Annotated in this window: 30 protein-coding genes; 2 read left to right on the forward strand and 28 right to left on the reverse strand. The window is 46.6% G+C overall.

Going from position 1 to position 25,407, the window contains the following annotated elements; genetic code table 11:
* Positions 1-170: 170 nt before the first annotated feature.
* The 6 genes from ACQQ6X_RS04690 to ACQQ6X_RS04715 form a co-directional block, all read right to left on the reverse strand.
* Positions 171-350 (reverse strand): IDEAL domain-containing protein, encoded by a 180-nt coding sequence (locus ACQQ6X_RS04690; protein ID WP_305164422.1) that lies wholly within the window; start codon positions 348-350, stop codon positions 171-173.
* A 22-nt stretch (positions 351-372) separates the two neighbouring features.
* Entirely contained in the window at positions 373-879 is a 507-nt protein-coding gene (locus ACQQ6X_RS04695) for a gamma carbonic anhydrase family protein (RefSeq protein ID WP_063213470.1), read from the reverse strand.
* A gap of 54 nt (positions 880-933) precedes the next feature.
* Positions 934-2,043 carry a hypothetical protein gene (locus tag ACQQ6X_RS04700; protein WP_305164423.1) on the reverse strand — a complete coding sequence of 370 codons (1,110 nt, stop codon included), beginning with the start codon at positions 2,041-2,043 and terminating at the stop codon, positions 934-936.
* A 183-nt stretch (positions 2,044-2,226) separates the two neighbouring features.
* Positions 2,227-2,811: a histidine phosphatase family protein gene (locus tag ACQQ6X_RS04705; RefSeq protein WP_149033435.1), complete on the reverse strand. Its 585-nt coding sequence runs from the start codon at positions 2,809-2,811 to the stop codon at positions 2,227-2,229.
* Positions 2,812-2,881: 70 nt separating this feature from the next.
* Positions 2,882-3,508 (reverse strand): hypothetical protein, encoded by a 627-nt coding sequence (locus tag ACQQ6X_RS04710; RefSeq protein ID WP_064796405.1) that lies wholly within the window; start codon positions 3,506-3,508, stop codon positions 2,882-2,884.
* Complete coding sequence (locus tag ACQQ6X_RS04715; protein WP_013310707.1) at positions 3,505-4,101, reverse strand: RNA polymerase sigma factor; 597 nt, start codon at positions 4,099-4,101, stop codon at positions 3,505-3,507. The genes ACQQ6X_RS04710 and ACQQ6X_RS04715 overlap by 4 nt, the downstream gene beginning before the upstream one ends.
* A 670-nt stretch (positions 4,102-4,771) precedes the next feature.
* On the opposite strand from ACQQ6X_RS04715, the gene ACQQ6X_RS04720 reads away from it, so the two are divergent.
* Positions 4,772-5,386 carry a class I SAM-dependent methyltransferase gene (locus ACQQ6X_RS04720; RefSeq protein WP_305164424.1) on the forward strand — a complete coding sequence of 205 codons (615 nt, stop codon included), beginning with the start codon at positions 4,772-4,774 and terminating at the stop codon, positions 5,384-5,386.
* Positions 5,387-5,673: 287 nt separating this feature from the next.
* On the opposite strand, the gene ACQQ6X_RS04725 is transcribed toward ACQQ6X_RS04720, so the two are convergent.
* The 21 genes from ACQQ6X_RS04725 to mtrB all read right to left on the reverse strand — a co-directional run bounded on the left by ACQQ6X_RS04725 (position 5,674) and on the right by mtrB (position 24,603).
* On the reverse strand, positions 5,674-6,762 hold the full coding sequence (locus ACQQ6X_RS04725) for a prephenate dehydrogenase (RefSeq protein WP_305164425.1): 1,089 nt from the start codon (positions 6,760-6,762) through the stop codon (positions 5,674-5,676).
* A gap of 26 nt (positions 6,763-6,788) precedes the next feature.
* Positions 6,789-7,892: a histidinol-phosphate transaminase gene (gene hisC / locus ACQQ6X_RS04730; RefSeq protein ID WP_305164426.1), complete on the reverse strand. Its 1,104-nt coding sequence runs from the start codon at positions 7,890-7,892 to the stop codon at positions 6,789-6,791.
* A 56-nt stretch (positions 7,893-7,948) separates the two neighbouring features.
* Positions 7,949-8,755, reverse strand: a complete 807-nt coding sequence (gene trpA / locus ACQQ6X_RS04735) for a tryptophan synthase subunit alpha (protein WP_305164427.1) — start codon at positions 8,753-8,755, stop codon at positions 7,949-7,951.
* Positions 8,752-9,948, reverse strand: coding sequence for a tryptophan synthase subunit beta (gene trpB / locus ACQQ6X_RS04740; protein WP_305164428.1), 1,197 nt, complete (start codon positions 9,946-9,948; stop codon positions 8,752-8,754). Before trpB ends, trpA begins: the two co-directional genes overlap by 4 nt.
* The gene (locus ACQQ6X_RS04745; RefSeq protein ID WP_305164429.1) at positions 9,945-10,631 is read right to left on the reverse strand and encodes a phosphoribosylanthranilate isomerase; all 687 of its coding nucleotides are present in this window, start codon (positions 10,629-10,631) and stop codon (positions 9,945-9,947) included. The genes trpB and ACQQ6X_RS04745 overlap by 4 nt, the downstream gene beginning before the upstream one ends.
* Complete coding sequence (gene trpC, locus ACQQ6X_RS04750) at positions 10,628-11,422, reverse strand: indole-3-glycerol phosphate synthase TrpC (RefSeq protein WP_305164430.1); 795 nt, start codon at positions 11,420-11,422, stop codon at positions 10,628-10,630. The genes ACQQ6X_RS04745 and trpC overlap by 4 nt, the downstream gene beginning before the upstream one ends.
* On the reverse strand, positions 11,412-12,458 hold the full coding sequence (gene trpD, locus ACQQ6X_RS04755; RefSeq protein ID WP_305164431.1) for an anthranilate phosphoribosyltransferase: 1,047 nt from the start codon (positions 12,456-12,458) through the stop codon (positions 11,412-11,414). The genes trpC and trpD overlap by 11 nt, the downstream gene beginning before the upstream one ends.
* Before the next feature lie 34 nt (positions 12,459-12,492).
* A complete protein-coding gene (gene trpE / locus ACQQ6X_RS04760) occupies positions 12,493-14,043 on the reverse strand; it encodes an anthranilate synthase component I (protein WP_305164432.1) in 1,551 nt (516 codons plus the stop codon).
* Between the two features lie 383 nt (positions 14,044-14,426).
* A complete protein-coding gene (aroH, locus tag ACQQ6X_RS04765; RefSeq protein ID WP_149033444.1) occupies positions 14,427-14,801 on the reverse strand; it encodes a chorismate mutase in 375 nt (124 codons plus the stop codon).
* Positions 14,802-14,803: 2 nt separating this feature from the next.
* Positions 14,804-15,898 (reverse strand): 3-dehydroquinate synthase, encoded by a 1,095-nt coding sequence (gene aroB / locus ACQQ6X_RS04770; RefSeq protein ID WP_305164433.1) that lies wholly within the window; start codon positions 15,896-15,898, stop codon positions 14,804-14,806.
* 1 nt (position 15,899) lies between these two features.
* Positions 15,900-17,069: a chorismate synthase gene (gene aroC / locus ACQQ6X_RS04775; protein ID WP_017427548.1), complete on the reverse strand. Its 1,170-nt coding sequence runs from the start codon at positions 17,067-17,069 to the stop codon at positions 15,900-15,902.
* 226 nt (positions 17,070-17,295) lie between these two features.
* On the reverse strand, positions 17,296-18,096 hold the full coding sequence (locus tag ACQQ6X_RS04780) for a CheR family methyltransferase (protein WP_305164434.1): 801 nt from the start codon (positions 18,094-18,096) through the stop codon (positions 17,296-17,298).
* Positions 18,097-18,126: 30 nt separating this feature from the next.
* A complete protein-coding gene (gene ndk, locus ACQQ6X_RS04785) occupies positions 18,127-18,570 on the reverse strand; it encodes a nucleoside-diphosphate kinase (RefSeq protein WP_013371674.1) in 444 nt (147 codons plus the stop codon).
* 110 nt (positions 18,571-18,680) lie between these two features.
* Positions 18,681-19,655 (reverse strand): polyprenyl synthetase family protein, encoded by a 975-nt coding sequence (locus ACQQ6X_RS04790; RefSeq protein WP_305164435.1) that lies wholly within the window; start codon positions 19,653-19,655, stop codon positions 18,681-18,683.
* Positions 19,652-20,518: a menaquinone biosynthetic enzyme MqnA/MqnD family protein gene (locus ACQQ6X_RS04795; RefSeq protein ID WP_305164436.1), complete on the reverse strand. Its 867-nt coding sequence runs from the start codon at positions 20,516-20,518 to the stop codon at positions 19,652-19,654. The genes ACQQ6X_RS04790 and ACQQ6X_RS04795 overlap by 4 nt, the downstream gene beginning before the upstream one ends.
* Complete coding sequence (locus ACQQ6X_RS04800; protein WP_305164437.1) at positions 20,475-21,134, reverse strand: UbiX family flavin prenyltransferase; 660 nt, start codon at positions 21,132-21,134, stop codon at positions 20,475-20,477. The genes ACQQ6X_RS04795 and ACQQ6X_RS04800 overlap by 44 nt, the downstream gene beginning before the upstream one ends.
* A complete protein-coding gene (locus tag ACQQ6X_RS04805) occupies positions 21,134-22,006 on the reverse strand; it encodes a UbiA-like polyprenyltransferase (protein ID WP_064796395.1) in 873 nt (290 codons plus the stop codon). The genes ACQQ6X_RS04800 and ACQQ6X_RS04805 overlap by 1 nt, the downstream gene beginning before the upstream one ends.
* The gene (locus ACQQ6X_RS04810; protein WP_063213492.1) at positions 21,999-22,727 is read right to left on the reverse strand and encodes a demethylmenaquinone methyltransferase; all 729 of its coding nucleotides are present in this window, start codon (positions 22,725-22,727) and stop codon (positions 21,999-22,001) included. The genes ACQQ6X_RS04805 and ACQQ6X_RS04810 overlap by 8 nt, the downstream gene beginning before the upstream one ends.
* A 9-nt stretch (positions 22,728-22,736) precedes the next feature.
* Positions 22,737-23,606, reverse strand: coding sequence for a heptaprenyl diphosphate synthase component 1 (locus tag ACQQ6X_RS04815; protein WP_305164438.1), 870 nt, complete (start codon positions 23,604-23,606; stop codon positions 22,737-22,739).
* A 116-nt stretch (positions 23,607-23,722) separates the two neighbouring features.
* Positions 23,723-24,274, reverse strand: coding sequence for a hypothetical protein (locus ACQQ6X_RS04820; RefSeq protein ID WP_063213494.1), 552 nt, complete (start codon positions 24,272-24,274; stop codon positions 23,723-23,725).
* 98 nt (positions 24,275-24,372) lie between these two features.
* The gene (mtrB, locus tag ACQQ6X_RS04825; RefSeq protein ID WP_305164439.1) at positions 24,373-24,603 is read right to left on the reverse strand and encodes a trp RNA-binding attenuation protein MtrB; all 231 of its coding nucleotides are present in this window, start codon (positions 24,601-24,603) and stop codon (positions 24,373-24,375) included.
* Positions 24,604-24,760: 157 nt separating this feature from the next.
* On the opposite strand from mtrB, the gene ACQQ6X_RS04830 reads away from it, so the two are divergent.
* Positions 24,761-24,934, forward strand: a complete 174-nt coding sequence (locus ACQQ6X_RS04830) for a hypothetical protein (RefSeq protein WP_187360646.1) — start codon at positions 24,761-24,763, stop codon at positions 24,932-24,934.
* Between the two features lie 71 nt (positions 24,935-25,005).
* On the opposite strand, the gene ACQQ6X_RS04835 is transcribed toward ACQQ6X_RS04830, so the two are convergent.
* Complete coding sequence (locus tag ACQQ6X_RS04835; RefSeq protein WP_014599981.1) at positions 25,006-25,278, reverse strand: HU family DNA-binding protein; 273 nt, start codon at positions 25,276-25,278, stop codon at positions 25,006-25,008.
* Positions 25,279-25,407: the final 129 nt, after the last annotated feature.

A 25,407-nucleotide genomic window follows, 5' to 3' on the forward strand; every position in this document is an offset into this window, starting at 1 on the left:
TTCATCCTCCGTTCATACGACAGTTACCTTGTACAGGCACGATCTTACAAAGACTATATCATATCCAGGCGTATCAAAAAAACCTGACCGCCGTTACGATCAGGTTCGATGATATAATCTTGAACTGGCGCTTGGTCTAAAATGACCCACTCAAGCTTTCCAGAAGCGTTCTAACTCATTGCTTTCAGCTCATCCGTAAGATGACGAAAAGCTACTTCATCTCCGGAGGCTAACGCCTCATCAATATCCTTGTAAAGTTTTTCACTCCGGTGTTTACGTAATACCTCGTCCAAAACCATTTCAGCAGACAGGCCCAACATTACCTCATAAGTAACCTTCATTTTATCCATAGGATGCACCTCCAACATGAGTTTAAGAGATCCTATATTCTTTTCCTTTCGCCACATAGCTGAGTGTCGTTCGTGACATCCGCTGCAAATCTGCATCTGTCAATTCGCGCACCACTTTGGCAGGTGTACCGATAGAAAGAGTATAGGGTGGTATTTTGGTATTTTCCGTAACGACCGACCCTGCTCCTATTAAAGCATATTCACCAAGCTCCGCTCCGTTGAGTACAATGGCCCCCATACCAATTAATGTGCCTTTGCCTATCGTACAACCGTGGATAATGGCAGCATGTCCTACCGAAACATCATCCGCCAGCAACAAAGGTTGATCCGTGTTCACATGTCCCACGACACCGTCCTGAATATTGCAGCGTTCACCAATGATGATAGGCGCCATATCCCCGCGCAGTACGGCATTAAACCATACAGAGGAATCTTGGCCGATCGTTACTTTTCCAACAATTTTTGCTCCTTCTGCCACATAGACAGATGAATGGAGCTGTGGCATATTTCCGTTGTAGTGAATGAGCATCAACTTCACCCTCTCCTATTTTGGGTGAAATTCTATCAACATGTGTACTGCTTGTCAATGGAGCCGTATACCCGAGTCGTTTCGCCCAAGGCGGCACTCTCCCGCCAACTTCCGCCCCCAAACCGTCATTTGTATAGAGGATCCCGTCGAATGCTCACCTTGTCGAAGCATCCCCAAGTGAAGCATCATTCGTATAATCCTCTGATCAAAGACCGAACGGGGGGTGTCATAGTAAAACGGTCGGATCAGGGGACCGATATGCTCAAAAAGCGACTCTGAGGATGTCCATGGCCTGGCACATTCTCCAATCCAGTAGACTAGTGAAAGCAGATTGGGTACGGCTCCTTTATACAATCTTAACCAAAACCTGAATAGCTGTATCATTTCATCCTCAATTGCAAGCTCCTGTTGTGCCTCCCCCTTCGCGGTCAGCTCAACCCGATCCCCCTTCTCTTCAATATACTTGGAGTGACGGGCATAATCATACAGTAATGCCATTCGATCCGGGTAAAACTTAAAAGAGGAACCATAGCCAAAACGCCATCCCCCTTTACCCAATAACGGCTCCGCAATGTGCAAATGCTCCATTAGCTGCTGCTGATTGCGACGGTACCAAGCTCCCTCAGGATTAAGCGGAACCTCATGCTGCCTCATGTATTGAAGGAAAAGCCGTAAATCCTCCGCCAGTAGATGTCCTTCATCCCGGTACGACGACGGCTCGCTTACCCGAATCATTCTGTTTTGAAAGTCATGTACCATTACACGCCGAAAGCGCTCCTTCAAATCCGACGGAATTTGATACAAATATCTCGTATTGTGCGTTGAACCATTGAACAACCAGCCACTAGAACGCAGACGGGTCACAATATCTCGTGGTCGCTCACCAGTATCCCCGTCCTGCTCGACAGATTGTTTAGCAATCGCAAGCAATTCCTCCATACTGAAGTAAGGTCGGTCATCGAACAACAGCGCGTTCAAAAACCTTACCTCTGACAACCTCAGCTCCTTGACCTGCATCTCAAAAAAACGACTGCTGCCGAGCTTTGTCAAAATCCCTTGGATCAACTCATGCTTGGAATTAGGTTTACAGTCACAATCGTAATACACTGCGATTCTGTTCAAATGTACAATATCCGCAAATGTCAGCATATCCGCCAGATTCATTGTTCCATCGCCTCGTCACTGGACTGTCATCCGGAAATGATTCTTACCTGTTGTACCCACAGCTTTGACGGAATCTTCAGACTCTAAACCTCTTTTTTTGCAAAGGTATAATTAAAAAACAAAAAGACCACAACTCTACGATGAGTAGAAGCCATGGTCTTTCACCAGCGATTTGAGCTGTAGTCACTTTTTCTCTTGCAAATGCTTTGTGCAATTATACAAAAGCGGTTTCCAGTCCGCATCTTCACGCTGGAGTACGCTTAATGACAAATTGCCAATTCGTTCCGTGAATTTTTCCTGATACAGAGCCTTATACAAATTAGCCAAAAAACCGCCGTGGGAAACGACCAGCAGATTCTTGTCCCGATTTTCTGTCCAAATCGCCTCCATAAAAGCTAGCGCGCGAAGCTGAAGATCTGCATCGCTTTCCTGTCCCAAATCCAGCAGATGCCAGTCAACTCCCCACTTCTCTTCGCGTTCGGCCTGTGTCATCCCCTCGACCTGACCATAAGCGCGTTCTCTTAGTCGATCATCAGGTTCCAGCAACGGCAAGTGCAGAGCAGAGGCAATGATATCCCCCGTCTCTTTCGCTCTGGAGAGACTACTTGTAATAAGCCCGTCCCAATGATAAGGCTCTTCCTTCAATCGTTCTGCCAGCAAGCGTGCCTGCCGACGCCCTTCCTCATTCAACGGAATATCACTGTGGCCCTGGATTCTACCTACCGCATTCCAATCCGTCAATCCATGTCTGATTAAGCCAATAAGCATTTGTGTCCGATCCTCCGCTGTTGTGTTATTCAGGCATTAAAATGAATTTGATCTAGAGCCCATCTGGCAGCTAATTTCTAACTCTTCTCGTCCGATGGATCCACCCCAAAGAAAATAAAGCAAGCGCAAGTGCCAATACAGACAACAACATCCAGTATTGTGGGTAAGTAGGAACAATGCTTGCAACCAGCGGGTCCATAATGCCACTATTCACATCTTTAATGTGGTATTGATACTGTGGAGATGTACTTGTAGTTTCCAGCAGACCTGTCGGTAAAATACCCGTGTCCATGACAGGAGCCGCTTGGGGGGGACTTTCCTGAGAGGAGCTTCCATTCCAGTTTAAAAACAAAAAGCTGCACAAGAATACGGCCAAGAAGCCGGCAATCCATACAGACATATACTTACGGGCTGCTGGGTTTACACGCGCACGTCGATGCTCGCCCGGAACAAGCCACGGTGATTCTTCATAAATACGATCCATAACTCTACGATTCATTGCCTCTAGCTTATCATCTGTTATTTCAAAGGAAATATCACCAATAGCGGATCGACTTTCTTTTGACAAATTCCAATCATTCTCTTCCGAACCATGCTCCCACCCGGCAGACGAGCTCTTGGCCCGTCTGCGCTCCGAGTCTTGTTTCGATACATTTTTGCCTGTAGCGAACAAATCCTCAGCGTCCCTGGATTTCATTGGCTGCTCATCCCTTCGTTTTCCTCATAGAGAGGCTCAAAAAAATAAGGCTCCAACTGCGTCTTCACACTGGTTCTTGCCCGGAAAAGCAATGACTTCACCGCACTGACCGTCTGTCCTAAAATAGTCGCAATCTCCTGATAATCTAATTGCTCATATTCACGCAAAATCAGCGCAGATCGCTGCTTTTCAGGCAATCTGTTGATCGCTTCACGAACCATCTCTACCTTCTCACCGCGAAGAACAGCCTGCTCCGGAATCACATCTGATGGAGCTACTGGTACATAACCGCTCTCTTCCAATGGAACCTGACCACTACGGTGCTTGCGAAGCTCACTAAGCACCGTATTGCGTGCAATTGTATATAGCCAAGTAGAGAACGATGCATCTACCTCGCGAAAAGAATGCAGGCTCCGATACGCTTTATAAAACGTCTCCGAGCATAAGTCCTCAGCAATCATTTCCAGGTTCGAACTTTTCAGCATATGATAAACAAAAGCTAAAATTTTACGTTGGTGCCGCCTCATTAATTCTGAATAAACCTCAACATTACCTTGTTTGATTTCCTGAATCATCTGGGAATCTGTCATCATCCGAGTGAGACCCTCCTCGCCCATACATGTGCTGTTTTCCCGTCCGATTCTGTCTATATATACCGAACAGGTCAAAAAAAGTTGCGCCCTCTGCGCAAATGGATAAAACAGCATCATGGAACATTTGTATTTTCTTACCCTATGTAGTGCCAACATTAACGGTGCTATCCCCAACATATTCAATATCCAAAATGGACTTACCCATTGTACCACAAAATGGCCGCCAGTAAAAAAGTCCAAAATCCCCACGATTTCCATCAAAGGCTCCCAAACGCTGGCAGCTAATTCATTTAAACCGCTTTTCAATGGATTTTAAGTTTATTTAAGATATAATGACAAACCCAATGAAAGGGTTAGATTTAGGCACTCATAAGGAAATTACACAAATAAGAAAACGCTTTAAAAAAACATTGACAAAATGAAAACGTATACATATAATAAAAGTACAGTATGGTTTCTCTCCACTCCTATCCTACTCAGCTACTTATTGAAAGTAGCTACCACTCGGGACTTACCCGGGTGGTTTTTTTTGTTTTCCAATACTCCTCTTTTCCTTACCCATCTCCCTTATGTCGGTTGATAAAATATATCAATAATTTACCAATTAGTTGCTTATCCTATTAAAACACATTATTATATAATAAATTTTTCAATAGGCAGGGGGCAAGAAATGAATAATAAGTGGAATAAGGCAATATATAAGATTTGGTCTCCAATTTATGATAAGTTTTTTAATTCAGGCAGCTTCCTTAATTCTAGAAAGATGATATTTCAAGAAAAGTCATTTAATAGCGAGCAAAAAATACTTTTTGTAGGTGTAGGAACTGGAGCAGATTTAGAATTAATAAATCACTATGAGCTGAATATTACTGCCATAGATTATTCTCCTGAGATGCTTAACAAAGCAAGAAAGAAATTTAGCAATACCCCCATACAATTCTTGGAGATGGATGCTCAACAAATGAATTTTATGGATGATCAATTTGATATAGTAGTAGGAAGTCTAATTCTCTCGGTAGTACCTGACGCAAATAAATGCTTCGATGAGATGGTGCGAGTTTTGAAAAAAGACGGGGAAATTATTATTTTCGATAAGTTTTCTCCTAAAGGAAAAAAGCCCTCATTATTCAAAAAAACAATAAGGCCCCTCATTAAAGTGTTAGGAACCGATATAGGGTTGAATTTCGAAGAACTGCTCGAAACCCAAAAAATAAAACTGCGAATCAAAGAAGATGCACCTATAATGTTCAACGGTATGTATAGAAAGATAGTGATTACAAAATAACGCGTAGCTCCACTACTTCTTCAAGTAACATAAAAAGCGAGCGAAGAAAACCTTCGATCGCTTTAGATCTTTTCTTACTACTTAACTACCAGAAAGTATGGTGCTTTTAAGGCGGTCCATAGCGTAGAGGTTCATTTGAATCTGGAGAAGCGCAGCGTTCGCCTTTGCCTGTGGATTTCCCCCTTTGTTCAAATATTCAGAAAATCCGCAGGCAACAGCGATCGTAAGATCAAATGAATCGCGGAGCGGAGTACCTCCTTAACAAATACTCATACTTTCTTTCCCCTTTATACCACCACTTTATAGCCCATCGAATCCAGCAAGGCTTTGGCCCGTTCCCAATCCTGCTCTTGACGGAAGGAAAGCCGCATGATGCCAGGAACATCCTCCCGGCTTTCAATGATTCGCATATTACTCAAGTTAATGCTGTGATTTCCTAGCTCCATCGCAATTCTTCCGATAATCCCTGGGGTATCCGGTACATCAATATACAGATCAAACGTAGAGACGATGACTCCTTTGCGACGCTCCGGCAGTTCACTACGGAAATGCCCAGCTGCCAAAAATTCGTCAGCAATTCCCTCTCCGTCTTGTGTTCTCAGCAAGTGGGTAAATCGCTCAATCTGCCCGTTCCATTCTTCCAGCAGGCCCAATAAGACATCACGATTGCTCAGCAAAATGTCCCGCCATACCACCGGATCACTAGAGGCTATCCTTGTAATATCACGAAAACCACCAGCAGCCAGTGTACGGTACAACGGATTCTCATCATTGTGCTTTCGTACCTGATTCACCAGCGCTGCTGCAATAATGTGCGGAAGATGGCTAATCGCACCGACAATATCGTCATGCATATCAGGTTGGACACGCACAACATGAGCGCCGGTATGTTTCAATAAACGTTCCAGCGAGCTGTATGCTTCCTCAGGCACGCCCTCTGCCGGTGAAAGCACATAGTATGCATTTTCAAACAGCAACGCGGAAGCCGCCTTGACTCCGGAACGCTCCGAACCGGCCATCGGATGCCCCCCGATAAAGTAAGCGTTGCGCAAAGAAATTTCGGATGCCTTTTTGGCAATTGCCGCTTTCGTGCTGCCTACATCGGTAATAATACAGCCCGCTTTAAGCGGTAGCTTGCTTAACAGCTCAAGATAATGCTCCAGTAAGCCAACCGGTACGCATAAAAAAATAAAATCGGCATCCTCTGCCGCCTCTTCAACCGAAAGAGTCGCGGTGTCCACGACACCACGGCTTAACATCGGTTCCACTAGTTCAGGGAGATGAGCGTGGCCTACTACAGTAATATCTGGCTTCCCTTTAAAACAAAGTGCGAGGGACCCGCCAATCAGTCCCACGCCGAAAATAGCAATCTTCATTTCATATCAAATCCCATCTGCGGAAATTATAGGCGTACTTTCGCCGCTTCCGCCCCCAGGACCTGTTCCAGCGCACGAATAAAAAATTCATTTTGCGGCTGTGATCCAACGGATACCCTAATATATGTCGGATATTTATGATGACCTGCGCGAATAATCACACCTTTACGAAGCAACTCCTGAAATACCTCACCGGATGGACGGCGTACATCCAGCATAATAAAATTACCATGTGCCGGGAAAGACTCCAGCCCCAGACGTTTCAACTCATTTTGCAAATAAGCTCTACCCTCTGCATTACGATCCCGACATTCCTGAACAAATTCCTGATCTTCCAAGGCAGCAATGGCCGCAACCTGTGCTACCCGTGAAGTATTAAACGGCTCGCGAACCTGATTGATCAAGCGAATGGTTGACTCGGCCCCCATACCATATCCGATACGTAACGAAGCCAGACCATAGATTTTGGAGAAGGTACGCAGTACAACCAAATTTTCGTAAGTTGACAACAAACGAATGCCGTCCGAATATGAACGATCTATTACAAACTCAGCATAGGCTTCATCCAGCACCACCATGATATGCTTGGGTACTTGGTTCAGAAATGCTATCAATTCGGCTTCGGGTACAATCGTTCCCGTTGGATTATTTGGATTACAGATCCAAATAATTTTTGTACGGTCATTGATATGCGACAGCATGGCATCCAAATCATGTACACCCTCACGCAACGGCACCTCAACTGCAACTGCTCCCTCAATTTCCACATTGCTTTTGTATACGGAAAATGTCTGATCAGCCATGATGCTTTCTTCCCCTGGAAGAAGGAATGCACGCGTAATCAACGCAATAATTTCGTCAGAGCCACAGCCATAGATAAACTGTTCTTCTTTTAAACCCGTTTGTTTAGCTAGCGCCTGTGTCAGAGCAACTGCACTTCCGTCAGGATATACACTGATGTTAGCAAACTCCTGCTGAATGGCCTGCAACACTTTAGGAGAGCTGCCATACGGATTCTCGTTTGAGGCAAGCTTGATGACTTCATCGAGTCCCAGCTCACGCTTCACATCCTCAATCGGTTTACCGGGCTGATATACTGGCAAATGTACAATATGCGGTTTAGGTTGCATGCCCTTACCTCCTCTATCCCTTCAGAACTAATTTTAAATTTCTATTTTGACACCTGTTACTGCTTTAATTGTGCCACAAAATCACGAATTTGCAAAAGCCCTTCTTCTCTGCGTGCAGAATCCTCCAATAATGGAATGGCTTCCTCCACCTGGCGCACGATGGCACTGCCAACCACAACACCATCGCAAATGTCTGAAAACCGGACGACTTGCTCACGATTCGAAATACCAAAGCCTATCGCCACCGGAACATTCGTATGCCGTTTGACCTGCGCGATAAAGCCCTCTATCCCTTCAAAAAAAGAAGCTCTTTCTCCGGTTACACCCAGCGAAGATACACAGTATACAAACCCACGGGCCTGCCGGACAATGCGCTCAATCCGCTGTTCAGACGTTGGGGCTACCAGCGGGATCAGATGCACACCCACCTTTGCTGCCCGTCCTCCCAACTCTTCTGCTTCTTCAAGCGGAAGATCCGGAATAATCAGACCACTGATCCCATGCTCCTGCAAGCCTGCAAAGAAAGCATCCATCCCCATCTGCAATACAGGATTATAATACGTGAACAGAATAAAAGGCAGGCTTGAACCTGCTGCTCTAGCCAGAGACGCGGTCTCCATACAGGTGCGGATCGTAATTTGCCGTTTCAGTGCACGTTCAGACGCACGCTGAATCACAGGGCCGTCTGCCAACGGGTCCGAATAAGGTACGCCTAGTTCCAATATATCGGCTCCGGCCGACTCTAACTGGCGAATGATCTCTATCGTAGTATCCACATCCGGGTCGCCTACCGTCAGAAAAGGAATTAATGCCGTTTTGCCTTCATTTTTAAGGCGTTCAAACGCCTGATCAATTAAATTCATGACGGATTTCCTCCCAAATACTTGATAATGGAGTCCACATCTTTATCCCCACGCCCAGACAAACAAATAACGATAATATCATCTGCGGTCAACGTAGGTGCCAGCTTGGCGACCTGTGCAACAGCATGTGCCGACTCTAATGCAGGAAGGATTCCTTCGGTACGGCAAAGGAGCTGAAGTGCATCCAGTGCTTCCTGATCTGTAATTGGAACATATTTAGCCCGCTCAATATCTTTTAAGTATGAATGCTCTGGTCCAACACCTGGATAATCCAGTCCAGCCGAGATGGAATGCGCAGGCTTGACCTGTCCATACTCATCCTGCAGCAGATAACTCATAGAGCCTTGGAAGACCCCTTGTGTTCCCTTGCTCATGGTAGCTGCATGGAATTCCGTGTCGACGCCTTTTCCAGCAGCCTCCACGCCAACCAAAGCAACACCCTGATCCTCTATAAAAGGGTAAAACATGCCGATAGCATTGCTTCCGCCACCGATCGCAGCCACAATAACATCCGGAAGTCTGCCTTCCTTCTCCAGGATCTGACGACGTGTTTCATCGCCTATCACACGCTGGAAGTCTCGTACCATCATCGGATACGGATGCGGGCCGACAGCCGAACCCAAAATATAAAACGTATCATGGACATGGCTCACCCAATAACGCAAAGCTTCATTCCCGGCATCCTTAAGTGTACGCGTACCGGATGTCACCGGAATCACTTCCGCCCCCAAAAGCTGCATCCGAAATACGTTCAACTGCTGGCGCACCGTATCCTCTTCACCCATAAACACCTTGCATTCCAAACCAAGCAATGCAGCCACAGTAGCTGTCGCTACACCATGCTGTCCTGCACCTGTTTCGGCAATGACTTTCTGTTTACCCATGCGCTTCGCCAGCAACCCCTGGGCCAATGCATTATTGATTTTGTGGGCACCGGTATGGTTTAAATCTTCGCGCTTCAAGTAAATTTTAGCTCCGCCTAGATGTTGACTCAGACGCTCCGCATGATAAAGCGGTGTTTCCCGGCCCGAATAGTCTTTTAGAAGTCCGTTCAACTCTGCTTTAAATTCAGGATCATCCGCATATTTCCGGTAGGATTCCTCTAATTCAATCAGTGCGTTCATCAACGTTTCCGGTACAAAACGTCCGCCAAATGTTCCAAAACGTCCGTTGTTATCAGGTAATTGTGTCATGCCTGCTTCACCCTTTCTATGAATGCTGTGATTTTTGCAATGTCCTTGACTCCGTTCGTCTCTACACCGCTGGAAACATCCAGTCCGTCGGGATGATACTCGTTGATCAGCTTATCTGCGTTATCGGCAGTCAGCCCTCCGGCTACAAACAGAGGGATTCCATGTTGATGAGCCCAAGCCTGATAAGTAGGAATTCGATCCCATGCAAACGTTTTACCAGAACCGCCACCATACAGGGGATCGTATGTATCCAGCAGTAAAGCATCAATCGCTCCGACATAAGCTTCCAATTCGTCCGCTCGGTGTTCGATCTTCCCCTTCACGGTCTGCCCTTGGCTATCCACAGACCAGGCCTTGAATACCTGTGTGCCAAAACGTTCCTTAAGCTCCCGACAACGTTGCGGACTCTCCTGTCCATGCAGCTGAATGACATCCAATGGTGCTTTCTCCATCACATCATTTAACAGTGCATCATCAGGGTTCACAAAAACGCCCACACTGCGCGGTCTGCTGCCTGGGACCCATTCATCCAATACGCAAAGCAATTCCCTGGCATGTTCGCCGTCAATCCGGCGCTTGCTGTCAGCAAACACAAAACCTATATAATCGACCGGTAAGTTTATCATAGATTTTAGCACTTCAACGCTTTGAAGTCCACAAATTTTTACGCCCGTTTTGTTCATGCTTTAACCCCGTCCATCAATTCAGCTACAGCCTGTCCTACATCTTCCTTACGCATCAGATGCTCTCCTACCAGAATGCCGTGCGCACCTACCGAATGCAGATACTTCACATCGTCCGGTCCTGCAATGCCACTTTCACTGATGAATGTAACCCCTTTAGGGATCAGTGAGATCAGCTCCTCTGTCGTCTGGAGACGGGTCTCAAATGTCCGGAGATTACGATTGTTCACACCAACTAACGTAGCTGTTCCTAGATCCAGCACTGCTTTAAGTTCCTCACTATCGTGCACCTCTACCAGTGCGTCCAGTCCGAGCTCCTTGGCGATTTGTAAGAATGACCCTAATACGCGGGGTTCCAGGATAGCCGCAATCAACAGTACCGCATCCGCTCCCAATAGACGAGCTTCATAGATTTGCCGTTCATCAATAATAAAATCCTTCCGCAGCAGCGGAATTTTCACCTGATCGCGAATTTGCTGTAAATATTCAGGGCTCCCCTGAAAATACGTCACATCCGTCAGTACAGAAATGCAATCGGCTCCAGCTCCCTCATATGCACGTGCAATATCAACTGGCTGGAAATTGGGTCGAATCAACCCTTTTGACGGGGAGGCCTTTTTCACTTCAGCAATCAGTCCGAGCGGACGGTTGCGTCCGCGGGCGAGCGCATGCTCGAATCCTCTCGTCACAGGTAAATCCGCAATTAAGCGTTCGGCTTTATTGATTTGAAAATGCTGCTTTAGCTGCTCCACTTCTTGTCGCTTTGTCACTACAATTTTATCAAGATACATATTGATATTCCCCCGTTGCCTGTATTAATTGATCCAGCTTGGAAAGTGCCAGTCCAGAGTCAATGGCTTCTGCTGCTCGCTTTACCCCGTCTGTCAGGGTAGCTGCTGCACCTGAGACATAAATACACGCTCCTGCATTCGCTAACACAACATCACGGTAAGCACCATGCTCTCCGTTCAAAATTCGCCGTATGATATCTGCGTTAAGCTGTGCATCGCCGCCCAACACCTGATCGAGAGAATGCGTCTGCAAGCCCAGATCCGACGGGTGAAGCTCAAATGTGTGAACCTTGCCATCCTTGAGCTCGGATACTCGTGTCACAGCTGAAATACTAATTTCATCTAGTCCATCTAAACTGCTGACAACCATGGCTCGTTTGGAGCCGAGCTGGTTCAATACCTCGGCAATCACTTCCGTTTTGCCGGCGTCATAAATGCCCAACAGTTGCCGATCCGCACCAGCCGGATTTGTCAATGGACCAAGCATATTGAATACCGTCCGCACACCTAGCTCGCGGCGCGGCGCGGCGGCATGCTTCATAGACGGATGATACAGCTGTGCGAATAAAAAGCAGATGCCAATGCGGTCCAGACATGACCGCGCCTGATCACTCGTCAAATGAATGTTGACTCCGAGTGCCTCCAGAACATCAGCACTCCCGGCACGCCCACTTGCAGAGCGGTTGCCGTGCTTGGCTACCCGTACAGAAACCGAAGCCGCGATAATAGCGGAAATGGTAGAAATATTAAACTTGTGAATACCCGAACCTCCGGTGCCGCATGTATCCAGCAAACGACTGTTGCCTTCTCCAGCTTGCACTGGACTGGCGTAGCTGCGCATTGCTTCGGCAAAACCGGTGATTTCATCCACCGTCTCTCCTTTGAGGCGAAGAGCCGTTAGCAGCCCGCCGATTTGCGCCTGTGTAGCACTCCCACTCATAATCTGTTCCATCACGCTACGAGCCTCCGTACGCGAAAGATGCTGTCCTTCAATGATCCGGCTTAACCCTACTTGCATCATGTCATGTCGTTCCATTGTCGTCTCCTCCTCAGAATCAGATTTTTGTGTGTTACGGAGTGTACAAATAGTCTTGGTTGATGACGCTGTTGTAGGGCTGTGTCGTTGCTGGGAACATCGCTTCCGCCGTGCGGATTGCTTTCAGCAGTGCCTTTGCTTTGTTCACCGTCTCCTGATACTCGCTTTCCGGTACGGAGTCCCACACAATCCCAGCGCCTGCCTGGACATAGGCCCGGTTCTTTTTAAACACAATCGTGCGAATCGTAATGCAAGCATCCATATTGCCTGAGAAGCCCAAATATCCAATCGCTCCCGCATAGGTTCCACGTGCTTCCCGCTCCAGCTCAGCAATAATCTCCATGGCCCGCAGCTTTGGAGCCCCTGATACAGTGCCGGCCGGCAGACAAGACAGGAAAGCATCGAAGAAATCCTTGTCCTCACGCAGCTCACCCGACACATTGGATACAATGTGCATGACGTGGGAATAGCGCTCAATCTCCATGAACGTATCACATTTAACAGAGCCAAACTGGGATACACGCCCCAAGTCATTTCTCCCTAAATCGACCAGCATCAGATGCTCTGCACGTTCTTTTTCATCCTTTAACAGTTCCTCAGCAAGTGCCGCATCTTCGGTTTCCGTTACGCCACGTGGTCTTGTTCCTGCAATCGGTCGGGTCTCTACGCGGCCGTTTTCCACCTTGACGAGTGCCTCCGGCGAAGTGCCTACGATGATCTCGTCATCCATTTTCAAATAATACATATATGGCGACGGGTTCATCGTGCGCAGTACGCGGTATACTTGTAATGGCGAGGCCTCTGTATCGATGTGAAAACGCTGGGATAGTACAACCTGAAAAATATCGCCAGAACGGATATACTCCTTGGCCTGCTCTACGTTTGATATAAACTGTTCCTTGGTCACATTGGATTGAATTTCACCCAGTTCCACATCATCAGGAATGGAAGTTGCTCCTAATCGTTCCGGCGGGGATTGCTTGCGCAAATACTGCGCCGTAATCTCCAACTTGCGTTCCACATCTGCATAAGCAGCACGAATGTCCTCCTCGCGGAACCCTTCACCAACATGAACATTGCCAACCAGCAGAATTTGTTGTTTTACATGATCAAAGACAATAACTTGATCACAGAACATGAAACGAATATCGTCCATATTCAAATCATCTACCGCGTGCTCTGGCAGCTTTTCATAGTACTGAAGCAGGTCATATCCAAAAAATCCGATAGCGCCGCCTGTAAATGGAGGCATGTCTTTCAGTTTCGGACTACGATATTTACGAAGCAATGCTTTGAGCGCTTCAAGTGGCTTATCGCTTAATATTTGACGTTTTCCATGTTGCTCCAAAATCAATCGACCCTTTTTTCCCGAGACCATTAGAAACGGGTCTGTTCCGATGAAGGAATGGCGCGCCCACTGTTCGCCTCCCTCCACGCTCTCCAGCAGAAAGGCACGGTCCCGCTCAGCATACCGTCGGAAAATCCGAATCGGCGTCTCCATATCAGCCAGCACTTTTTTGTAGACAGGAATCAGGTTAAATTCATTCGCCATTGCTATCACTTGCTCCACATGCGGCGTTAACATGAGATCACTTCCTTTCCAAATTGGCGCAGAACCCATGGAGAGAATAAAAAAGCCTCTACCTGTAAGGTAGAGGCTGTCAGTTATTGAAATTATAAGAATGCTCCATATGTAAAATGATTACAGCAAATAGACAAAAGCATACACTTATCCCTTTTGCACAACCGCGCAGGTTACCTCAAATAAACTTCTCTTAGAAGAAGGTCTCTTCATGGACAAAAGCTTACCGCTACCGCCGGTCTCTGTAATCTCATATGGAATTGGCTAAGGCTACACTCTTCTCATCTCAACTCTGCTCTGGCTAACTCTACTCTACTCAACTCTGCTACACACACTATATCTCATGGGATGTTACTTTGGCAACCATCAACTTCAAAAACAGGCGCTTATTTCCCCTGGGAAGCCAGATCTGGTCTTAATGCCTGCGCTCCGTTTAAATATACATGCTTGATTTCCCGCTGGGATTTGTCGGTGTTCACCTGTACCATTAAACGGATGCACTTGGGTAAACTGCCCGGCACGGGAATTTCCAATGCACACATCAGCGGAACCATATCCCAGCCGTCAAGCTTACGAATGGCCATGGCTGGAAAGGCAGCATCCAGGTCATGGGTCACTGTTATCCATACATTACTAATATCCTCTGGCTGAATTTCATTGTAGGATACAATTTCATCCAATAGTTGGCTTGTTGCTTCCAAAATTTCATTTGCTTCATTATTCGCGACGGTCGTCGCGCCACGAATTCCACGATTGTACATCTTCACGCCTCCTTTTTTAACTGTTCAATGACTTCCCGGATGTAAGAGACGGAAATATCCTTCACAACCTCCACACGCCCAATACTACGTGGGACAACGAAAGTAATACTGCCTTCTTTGAACTTTTTGTCATGCATCATCGCTTCAAGCAGTCGATCTGTATCGAGATGTGAGGGAAGAGAAGTTGGCAAGCGCAGCGAAGACAGCATTTCCTTCGTTTCGTCTACCAAAGATGAATCTGCCCCTAGCTTCACACCCAGAAGCGCGGAGCCGACCATACCAATAGAAATGGCTTCTCCGTGTAAAAACTCACCATATCCCGCAATGGCTTCAATCGCATGACCAATCGTATGACCTAAATTTAGAATAGCGCGTAAATCATTTTCTCGTTCATCGCGCGACACGACTTCGGCTTTAATGGAACATCCCTTCTCCAGCCCGTACTCCAGTGCCGCCGCATCCAGTGCGAGCAAATCCGTCGCATGTTCATGGCACCACTGAGCAAAATCAGCATCCCAGATCAGGCCGTGTTTGATCATTTCAGCTAGTCCTGCAGATACCTCGCGCGAAGGTAATGTCGACAACGTATCTACGTCATAAAGTACAAGTTCTGGTTGATGGAAGGCCCCTATCATATTTTTCGCCAAAGGATGATTAATACCGACCTTACCACCCACACTGCTGTCATGAGCAAGGATTGTTGTTGGAACCTGTACGAATTTGATGCCTCTCATAAAAGAAGCAGCCACAAATCCAGCCAAATCGCCCACCACACCACCACCAAGAGCGATAACGGCTGAATTGCGATCCAGGCCGCCCTCAATGGCTGCTGTTATCCCCTGCTCAAAAACAGCAAGCGACTTGGATGTTTCTCCTGGCTTAACGACAAATGATACCGTTTTGTATCCCGACTCTTGAAGATTGTTCTCCAATGTTGCCAGGTAGAATCCCGCTGCATTTTCGTCTGAAACAATCAACAATGGGCTTTTTTGGGCAATTCCTCGTTCCTTTAACGACTCTCCTGCTTGATGCAACAACCCACGTCCGATATGAATAGGATACGAACGTTCGCCAAGTTGTACCGTCAGCGTACTCATCTTAGTACCGCTCCAACTGCTGTTCATAGGATGCAATATTTGCGCGGATTTCTTCGATCGAATCCCCACCGAATTTCTCTAACAAAGCTTTTGCTATCTCCCAAGCTACCACATGCTCCATGACTACGCTTGCCGCTGGTACCGCACATGCATCCGAACGCTCAACTTGGGCAGTGAACGCTTCTTTCGTATCAATATCGACGCTTTGCAGCGGCTTGTAGAGTGTAGGGATCGGCTTCATTACGCCACGAACCACCACGGGCATTCCGTTGGTCATGCCACCCTCAAAACCACCCAAACGATTCGTACGACGGTGATACCCACGTTCCTCATCATACAGAATCTCATCATGCACCTGTGAACCGCGCAGTTCTCCTGCTTCAAACCCGATGCCGATTTCCACACCTTTAAATGCATTGATCGACATGACTCCCTGTGCGATACGTGCATCCAGCTTCCGATCATACTGTACATGACTTCCCAGTCCAATCGGAACACCTTCCACGATACATTCCACTACCCCACCGACGGAGTCGCCTTCTTGCTTGATCAGGTCAATATATGCTTCCATTTTCTTTTCGGTTTCCGGATCGGTTACTCTCACCGAAGAAGCTTCGGTGACGGCAATCAGTTCATCAATCGGCAAATCGCGATAAGGAGCTTCGATTTCACCAATGCGGATGACCTGACCTGCCACCTTGATTCCGAATTCAGCCAGCAATTGACGAGCCAAACCGCCGCACGCCACACGAATTGCTGTTTCACGTGCACTGGAGCGTTCCAACACGTTACGAAGATCCTTCAGGTTGTATTTCATACCGCCATTCAAATCCGCATGACCCGGACGTGGCCGATGAACCCGACGTTTTTCTTCATCACTGCCTTCGATAGGCTCAATATTCATAATATTCTGCCAGTGCTTCCAATCGTTATTTTCGACAACTAGCGCAATCGGTGCTCCTGTGGTATAACCGTGACGTACGCCGCCGGCAATCTTCGCCGTATCTTTTTCAATTTGCATGCGCCGCCCCCGTCCATATCCTTTCTGACGACGGTGCAACTGAAAATTCAATTCTTCAAAATCCAACTTTAAATTACTCGGCATGCCCTCTACAATGGCAGTTAGCTGGGGACCATGCGTTTCCCCCGCGGTTAAATAACGTAAACTCATGACGCGTTCCCCCTTTAAACTGTTAAACTGTGCATCGCTAAAACCTTTAACTGTGCTTCATTATAGTATACGCACCTTTCTTTGACAAGAAAAGCCACATGTGATCAGATAAACAAAAACACGTCCCTCAGCCAGAAGGGCTAAAAGGACGTGCGCTGTTGATAAGCCAGCCATTACTTATGGATAGAAATAAGTTTTTACGAAACTATGGATGCTATGTGCAGGCTTATGCTTTTTTACGATAAAAAAAGGTTTCAGTCGATTCCAGCCCATATTGGTTTGGAGAAAAGATCTGCTCGGTACTGCCGACAAATAAAACACCGCCGGGACGAAGACTGGCAGCAAACTTTTGATACAATACATGTTTGGCCTCTTCTGTAAAATAAATCATAACATTTCGACAGATGATGAGATCATACCCATCCTCAAATCGATCCAGAAGCAAGTTTTGCTTTTGAAATTTCACAGCCTGTTTTAAACGGTCATCAATCCGGTACATCGCACCATCCGGTTTAAAATATTTGCTAGCTACCTGCTCTGGCACATCCTTGAGCGAGCGCTCCAAATATTTACCCTCCTTGGCTTTAGCCAATGCACCATCATCAATGTCGGAAGCTGTAATGGAGCAATTTCCTAAAATTCCTTTACCGTCGAGAATCATAGCCAAACTATAAGGCTCTTCCCCAGTCGAACAGGCTGCACTCCACAGCTTAAGCTTCTGCTTCCCTGCAAGCAGCTGTGGCAAGATGATATCCCGCAGCACTTCCCAGCGATTAGGATTTCGCCAAAACTCGGAAACATTGATCGTCATCCGATCCAGAAATTCATAGAATAAAGATTTTTCCTTCATCATGGCATCATAAAAAGAAACAAAACTGGGAAACCCGTTTTTGTTGCGAAGCGTCGTTAACCGCCTTTTCATCTGTGCTTCTTTGTATTGTGCAAGATCAATACCTGTGCTGTCCTTGATTTTGCGGATAAACGCTGTGTAATCGGGGTCCGTCTGACCCAGTTCCATATCCGTCATGCTACCATCCTTCTTCATACGTAATTAAACTTATACCCAGGTCGCTACAGTTTTTTCATACCGAACCAATTCTTCCGGTGTGAAAAAATTTGCAATCTCGCGCTCTGCACTTTCCGGTGAATCTGAACCATGAATGAGGTTAAACGGTGTATGTGCAGCAAAGTCTCCACGAATGGTGCCCGGAAGAGCTTCGGTTACTTGTGTTTTACCAATCAACAAGCGGGAAAGTGTAACAATGTTATCCCCTTCCCAGACCATGGCAAAAACAGGACCTGATGTGATAAATCCTACAAGCTCCTCAAAAAAAGGCTTGCCCACATGCTCCGCATAATGCCGTTCTGCCTGTTCTCTAGACACCTGCACAAGCTTGCCAGCCGCCATTTTGAAGCCTTTGTCTTCCAAACGACTGACAATACGTCCAATCAGTCCGCGTTGTACACCATCTGGTTTAACCATCAAAAACGTACGATCCATCGGCTCACTCCCAATCCAATCTAATGTATTTATACAGTACTAATCTGTATTGTAACAGAAAGATTGGAAACGGTTAAAGAATTTTGTCACAGCAAACCTAAAATAAAACTTTAGTAGGAGCGGCGTGTTACAAAATGAGCAATATCGCGCAGCGTCTTTTTTGTTTTGACATCTGGTAGTAAGTCCAGCGCATTTAGCGCTTTATTAATATATCGGTCGGCGAGAATTTCAGCTTTAGTGATTCCTTCACTTTTTTTGATCATATCCACCGCTTTGCGTGCGTCTCCTTGCCCGTCTCCATCCTGAATTCGGCGGATTTCAGCCAGCAGATCGTCCCGCAACTCGGGTTGTTCAAGCGCATAAATAACCGGAAGCGTAATATTGCCCTGTCTCATATCGCTGCCTGGCGGTTTGCCAATCTTTTTTTCTGTTCCACATAGATCGAGCAAGTCATCTTGAATCTGAAAAGCCATTCCTACGTTATAGCCATAGCTGTACAGCAGAGAATTGACATTCTCCTGTGCACCTGCAGCCATAGCTCCCAACTGGCAGCTAACCGCGATCAACAATGCCGTTTTTCGCCGTATGCGCAGCAAATAATTGCGCACACTCTGATCGACATTAAAAAAATCACGTATTTGTTCCATTTCACCAATCGACATCTGTACCAACGCCTTAGACAGCACCCGGTGGATATCGGGATTCGGCAGTCCGGCGGCAATAGATAGTGCGCGTGCATATATGTAGTCTCCGGTGTACATAGCCACCCGATTGTCCCATTTGGACTTCACAGTGGGTTGACCGCGTCTTAATTCCGCATCGTCAATCACATCGTCGTGAACGAGAGAGGCTGAATGAATCAGTTCCAGAGGTACCGCTATGCGCTTGAGCTTATCCAGATCGTATTCTCCAAACTTGCCTCCCAGCAATACAAATACGGGACGCAAACGCTTGCCCCCTGCTTTAAGCAGATGAAGCGACGTATCATTAATCAACGGCTCCCTACTGTCAATGCTGCGGTACAGCTCTTCTTCTATGAAGTTCATATCCTTTTTTAATAAACCGAACAAATCCAATCGTTTCATTCTTTCACCCGTGTCAGCGTATTGTCACTCCAGAGAAGCGGCTTCACTAGTCGGTCAAGCAGCCCCAGTTCATATGCATACTTAAAATAAAGCTCTAAACCTTGTTGTTGCTTCTCTCCAAAATCATAACACAGATTCGTAAAGTAGCGCTCCCAATAATCTTCTGAACCTCCAATTTCCTTGCAAGCTTCAGCAATAACAGGTGTCAGATCAGATAGACTACGTTGCTTGCTTACACGGAACGCACTCGCAATTTCAGCCACCACAGCCGGATTCTGAGCAGCAACAGCACGCCGTACTGCCCATACAGCAAAAGTCATACTGTAGCCCGTCCAGCGTTTCCACTCTTCTCCGAGGTCGGTTACATACAGGCCCTCACTTCGCCAGGACGCCTTGATTGCATGATCTCCAATCAGCAGCCCTGCATCCGCCTGTTCCAGCATCAAATCAAGATCTGGTTCACAGTCAAAGTAAGTAGGCTGGCCCTCCCATGCCTTTTTCATCAAAATTTTCAATAAGTTCACCGAGGTGGCTGAGGTATTCGTCAATGCAATGGTACCGTTAATGATTTCATTTAGCGGTTTGCGTGAAAATAATAAAATGGATTGGACCGGACCGTCTGCACTGACGGATAAATCCGGCAATAACAGCATCTCCTCAGCACCTGATGCATACGCAAAGGAGGACATCGCACTCATATCCAAACTTCCATTCAGCATGCCTCGATTCAATTCAGCCGGTACTTTGGAAACCATCTCCGCTGAATGGAGAAGCTCTGAAGGATTAAAGTAATGAAAAATAGGCCAAGCGTTTGTGTATTTAATTTTTCCGATTGTGATTGTCTTGGTGTCCGGTGTTGGCATCGGAATCCCCCCATCTCGTAAACAGTTGATGTTCTATACGCAAGCTGTCTAATACTTTGCCTACGAGGAACAGTACAATATCATCCAGTGTTTTCGGATGAAAATAAAAAGCTGGCATGGCCGGAATCATTTTGACGCCGAGTCTCACAAGCTTAAGCATATTTTCCAAATGAATGGCATGCAGCGGCGTCTCACGAGGCACAAGGATCAACGGGCGCCCTTCCTTCATCATCACATCTGCTGCACGTGCCATGAGATTATCAGACGAACCATGCGCTACCGCTGACAACGTCCCCATCGAGCATGGCATGATAATCATGGCATCGACCAGATAAGAACCACTCGCAATCGAAGCTCCAATATCTGTAAACGGATGGTATACAAGAGAACCGGGACGGCCTCCGAATTGTTCATTCAAAGCTCCTTCCCGGTCAGTCACATTCCAGCCCAGCTCCTCTTTCAATACCCGCCAGCCAGCATTGGAAACAATCAGGTGAACTGTATATTGCAAGTCCAGCAGTGTCTCTACCAGTCGTACACCATAAATGCTTCCGCTCGCACCTGTAATACCAATAACGATTCGTTTGCCTTGATGGTTGCTCACCTGATTATCCATTAGTATAAACGCACCACCAAATCAATCAGTGTAAAAGCAAATACGACAATGCTAAGTACACCGTTCATCGTAAAAAATGCCGTCTGTAAACGACTTAGATCTTTTGGAGATACAATATAGTGCTCATAAAATAAAATAATGTATGAAATAATCATGCCCGCCAGATACCACCAGCTCAAATCTGCAATAAAGAACAGTACAATAAATCCAATCGCCGTAATGACATGGAACGCCCGAGCGAGGTTCAGAGCACCTGCTATACCAAAACGGGCAGGAATAGAATAAACCCCTTCGCTCTGATCAAAATCAATATCTTGACAAGCATAAATAACATCAAATCCAGCGGTCCAAAATGCAATCGTGAGGTAAAGTACGATAGCAGTCAAATCTATTTGTCCCGTTACTGCAACCCATGCGCCTAGCGGCGCCAAACCAATGGTCAAACCGAGTACAATATGGCACAGCCAAGTGAAACGCTTGGTGTAGGAGTAAAAAACAAGCATAAAAAAGGCCAGCGGGAACAGCTTGAACGCCAGCGGACTTAACTTGAAAGATGCCCAGAATAACAGCAACAAGCTAACGATAATGAAAATCACCACTTCGCTTGATTTGAGCAGCCCTGCCGGGATAGCGCGTCCTGCTGTACGCGGATTTTTCCCGTCGATCACACGGTCAATCATACGATTGAAGCCGAAGGCTGCGCTACGCGCGCCAACCATAGCCAGCAAGATCCAACCGATCTGCGGCCATGAGGGAAGGTTGCCTGTCACGACAACTGACCCCAAGACAGCCCCCATAAATGCAAATGGGAGCGCAAATAAGGTATGTTCAATTTTAATCATTTCCAAAAAAATAGCAATTTTCTTAAACATGCTGACTCTCCTTGATTCCAATATGCAATGCCGCGATGCCTCCGGTGAGAGAATGAGCCTGAACATCCTTCAATCCGACTTCACGAAAGATGTTAGCCAGTTCATCCCTTCCTGGAAAAAGCGCCAACGAATCAGGGAGCCATTTGTACTGCTCATAACGTTTGGCGAACAATTTGCCGAGCATGGGCAAGATGTGTTGAAAATATGCATAGTAAATTCCCTTGAACGGCTGCCAAGTAGGCTTGGACAACTCCAGACATACGACCTGCCCACCAGGCTTGACGACTCGTTGCATTTCCTGCAACACACGGCGCAGATCCGGCACGTTGCGTAGACCGAAGCCAATCGTCGCATAATCAAATGTATTGTCTTCAAAAGGTAGATCCATCGCGTTGCCTTGAACAAGCCTGATTTGCTTTTCACGGGATTCTGATGTTATCTTACGCTCGCCAACATTTAGCATGTTCTGGCTGAAATCCAGTCCTACGATGTGACCACTTTCACTTGCACGCGCCATCGCAAGCGTCCAGTCACACGTCCCACAACAAAGATCGATTGCTGTATCACCGCGATGCATGTTCATTTTTTTCATTGTAAATTTCCGCCAAGCCTTATGTCTGCGAAAGCTCAGTATATCGTTCATCAAATCGTATTTCCCGGCTATACTTTCAAACACGCTATGAACGAATTGCTCTTTCGGCTTGGTGTCGCTTGATCCCATGACGTTCACCTAACCTTCCCTCACAACCGGGTGCGAACTATGTAGCAGCTTCAGGAAAGGCTCAAGCATGCATTCAAATTCCTCAATCCCCGTATTTTGTTCATCTGACAGAACCTGCTGGATGTGTGTAACAGCCGTGCGAAGCTTGTCCAGTATCGCATCCTCGGCTTTATATTTCAGAACAAGCTTACGCCAAACATCTGTTTCAGCACCGCCCTCTGAAAGTTGCACCTGCTCATGCTCGTCTCCGTTGCCGTAAATATGCCAGAACATATATCCGAAACGGGACTTGTCCGGTTCTGCCCGCTTCTCCCATTCCTCTATTAGCGTATCACAGAGAGAGAATTTGTTAAGAAGCTGCTTCCAAACTTCCTGATCCTGTTCTGCAATGAGTGAAGTAAATGATAAAAAAAGCTCCTGTTTGAAGCGTACCATTTGAGATAAATACTGAGCGCTATCCAATCGAAAATTCTTCATCTCCCAGTACAAACTCATTTTCCCTGCGTTCACTTCACATACAGCATCACTCAGCTTTGAAATGGCCTCAATTCGACCTGCCAGTGCAAGTAGCTGATAAAAACGGCTGCTGAAGTAGTCACCGGCTAACACCTTCAGCTGTCTGGAACGCATCTCTTCCGGGCTTCGTATACCGGACAAAGTATCAATCATATCATGCGTATCCAGCCCCATCTGCACAAGTGATGTAACCAAAGCGTACAGTTCATCCTCACTGGCATGCAGCCCTTGCGCATTCCGGTTCAAAAACTCAAACAGCAAACGGGTGCGGCTGTCAGGAAAAGCCGGCATTTCCGTATGTTGTTGAATCATGTCGTATTCCACATATTTTTTTGCTAATTGGGGTACGCGATACGGTTTCATCCTAAGCCTCCGAGCCATGACTTTCTGGTATACTCAAATAATTGCAATGCCTTATATTATATCACAATTTAAAATGATTCGCGACTAAAGTACTGTAGGTCCGGCGGTAGAAACATCTAGTTTGTATATACACCGCTAAACCTGTTTTGCCACATGGGTGTTACTGTAATGCGGAAACGAGATTTCAAATCTTCTGGCAGCTCAGCACCTTCCCGATTTCTTAGCTGCTCTAGCGCCTCGTTCGTCCACTCGTTGCGGCGTATATCGGATGCCAGCAGCAAATGGCGTTGCCCTGACCATTCGTCCTGCGCCACCACCCGCAACAGCAATTGCCGTACATTCGTCGTTCCGTAAAAACTAAAAGCGGCAAGCTCTGCCATGTTTTGATAAATCTCCAGTGGCGTCGTTTCTTCCTTGGACAGCTTAACATCCAAGGTCAGAACTGAATGTTCCCAGCTTACACTTGCAATCGGTGTAGTCAATGGAAGCTCATTCAGTGTATCTACCAGATTGTCATCCGTCAGCAGCACTCGTTGCTGGGGCGAGATTGTCGCCTGTGTTTCACGAACTGCTGCGGTTCCCGAGTCCAGCATCTGTAAGGACGGCAGCAATATTGCTGCTGCCGTGGTTATGAGAATGGAACCACCGAGTACAATCCAAGGTTTCATCAGAGCCTCCCCTGACCCCTACCCGATAATGTGGGTTTGCTACGGTAAAGGTCCTCACTCTCATTGTACAACAAAAAAAAGCAGGCTATGCCTGCATTTTACTCCTCTGTATCTACAACCCCGTGCTTAGTCATCACAACGGCCTTGCCGCGAATTTTGATGGCAGAAGTATGATCCGTAAATTGGACGATCAGTACCTCACCCTTGTCCAATTTTTCCGAGTGATGCAGGCGTGTATCCTGACCTCTGGTCAGACCATAAACCTGACATCCATTGCTTTTTGCTTTAATTACGACGTACTCACTGCTGCCCGTCACGTTATCTTCCATGTCCTTTTCCTCCCTGAGAGCCGAAGCTATACTTTTTATGATGGAGATTTAAGCTTGTTTTGTCAACTACATGCTTCCCCCGCTGCCTGCAACAATTAGTGCGTCCTGTGCCATACTATGTGTGCAGTCTCATCTATCAACGAAAGGAACAGATCTGATGGAAAACTATCGTCCCGCTAATCTCAGTCCTGCTCAGATCGAACAGCTTCAACGATTGGAACATGAATTTGCAGAGCTGACAGGTGAACCCCTAGTGCTGATCGCTTATGCCTCGCGAAACGGGAGGACAACTTCCTCTTCTTCAGTCCATGGCACCTCTACTACAAAGTAAATAGGACAAAAAGAAAAGGCCGTGAATCAAATTCACGGTCTTTTCAGCGCATTGGGAATATGTAAGAAATCTTATTTAATTCCGTCTTTGAGCGCTTTACCCGGTTTGAATGCCGGAATTTTGCTCGCAGGGATTTCGATTTCTTCTCCTGTTTGCGGGTTACGTCCTTTACGTGCGGAACGTTCACGAACCTCAAAGTTCCCGAAACCTACCAGTTGTACCTTGTCTCCGTTTTGCAATGCTCCAGCGATCGCTTCAAATACTGCATCGATTGCTTTCGTTACGTCCTTTTTGGACAATTCAGTGCTCTCAGAAACCTGATTGATCAAATCCGTTTTATTCAATATATTCACCTCCCAATTCAAGTGTAGTCCAGCATTAAGGTTATCGGTGTGACCACCAATAATGAAGTCGCCTGTATAAAATAACCCGGGCGGCATACTGCCTTCCATAATGTTATCATCTGTTTCCGT

The organism is Paenibacillus ottowii, assembly GCF_050516475.1.
Lineage (GTDB): Bacteria > Bacillota > Bacilli > Paenibacillales > Paenibacillaceae > Paenibacillus > Paenibacillus ottowii.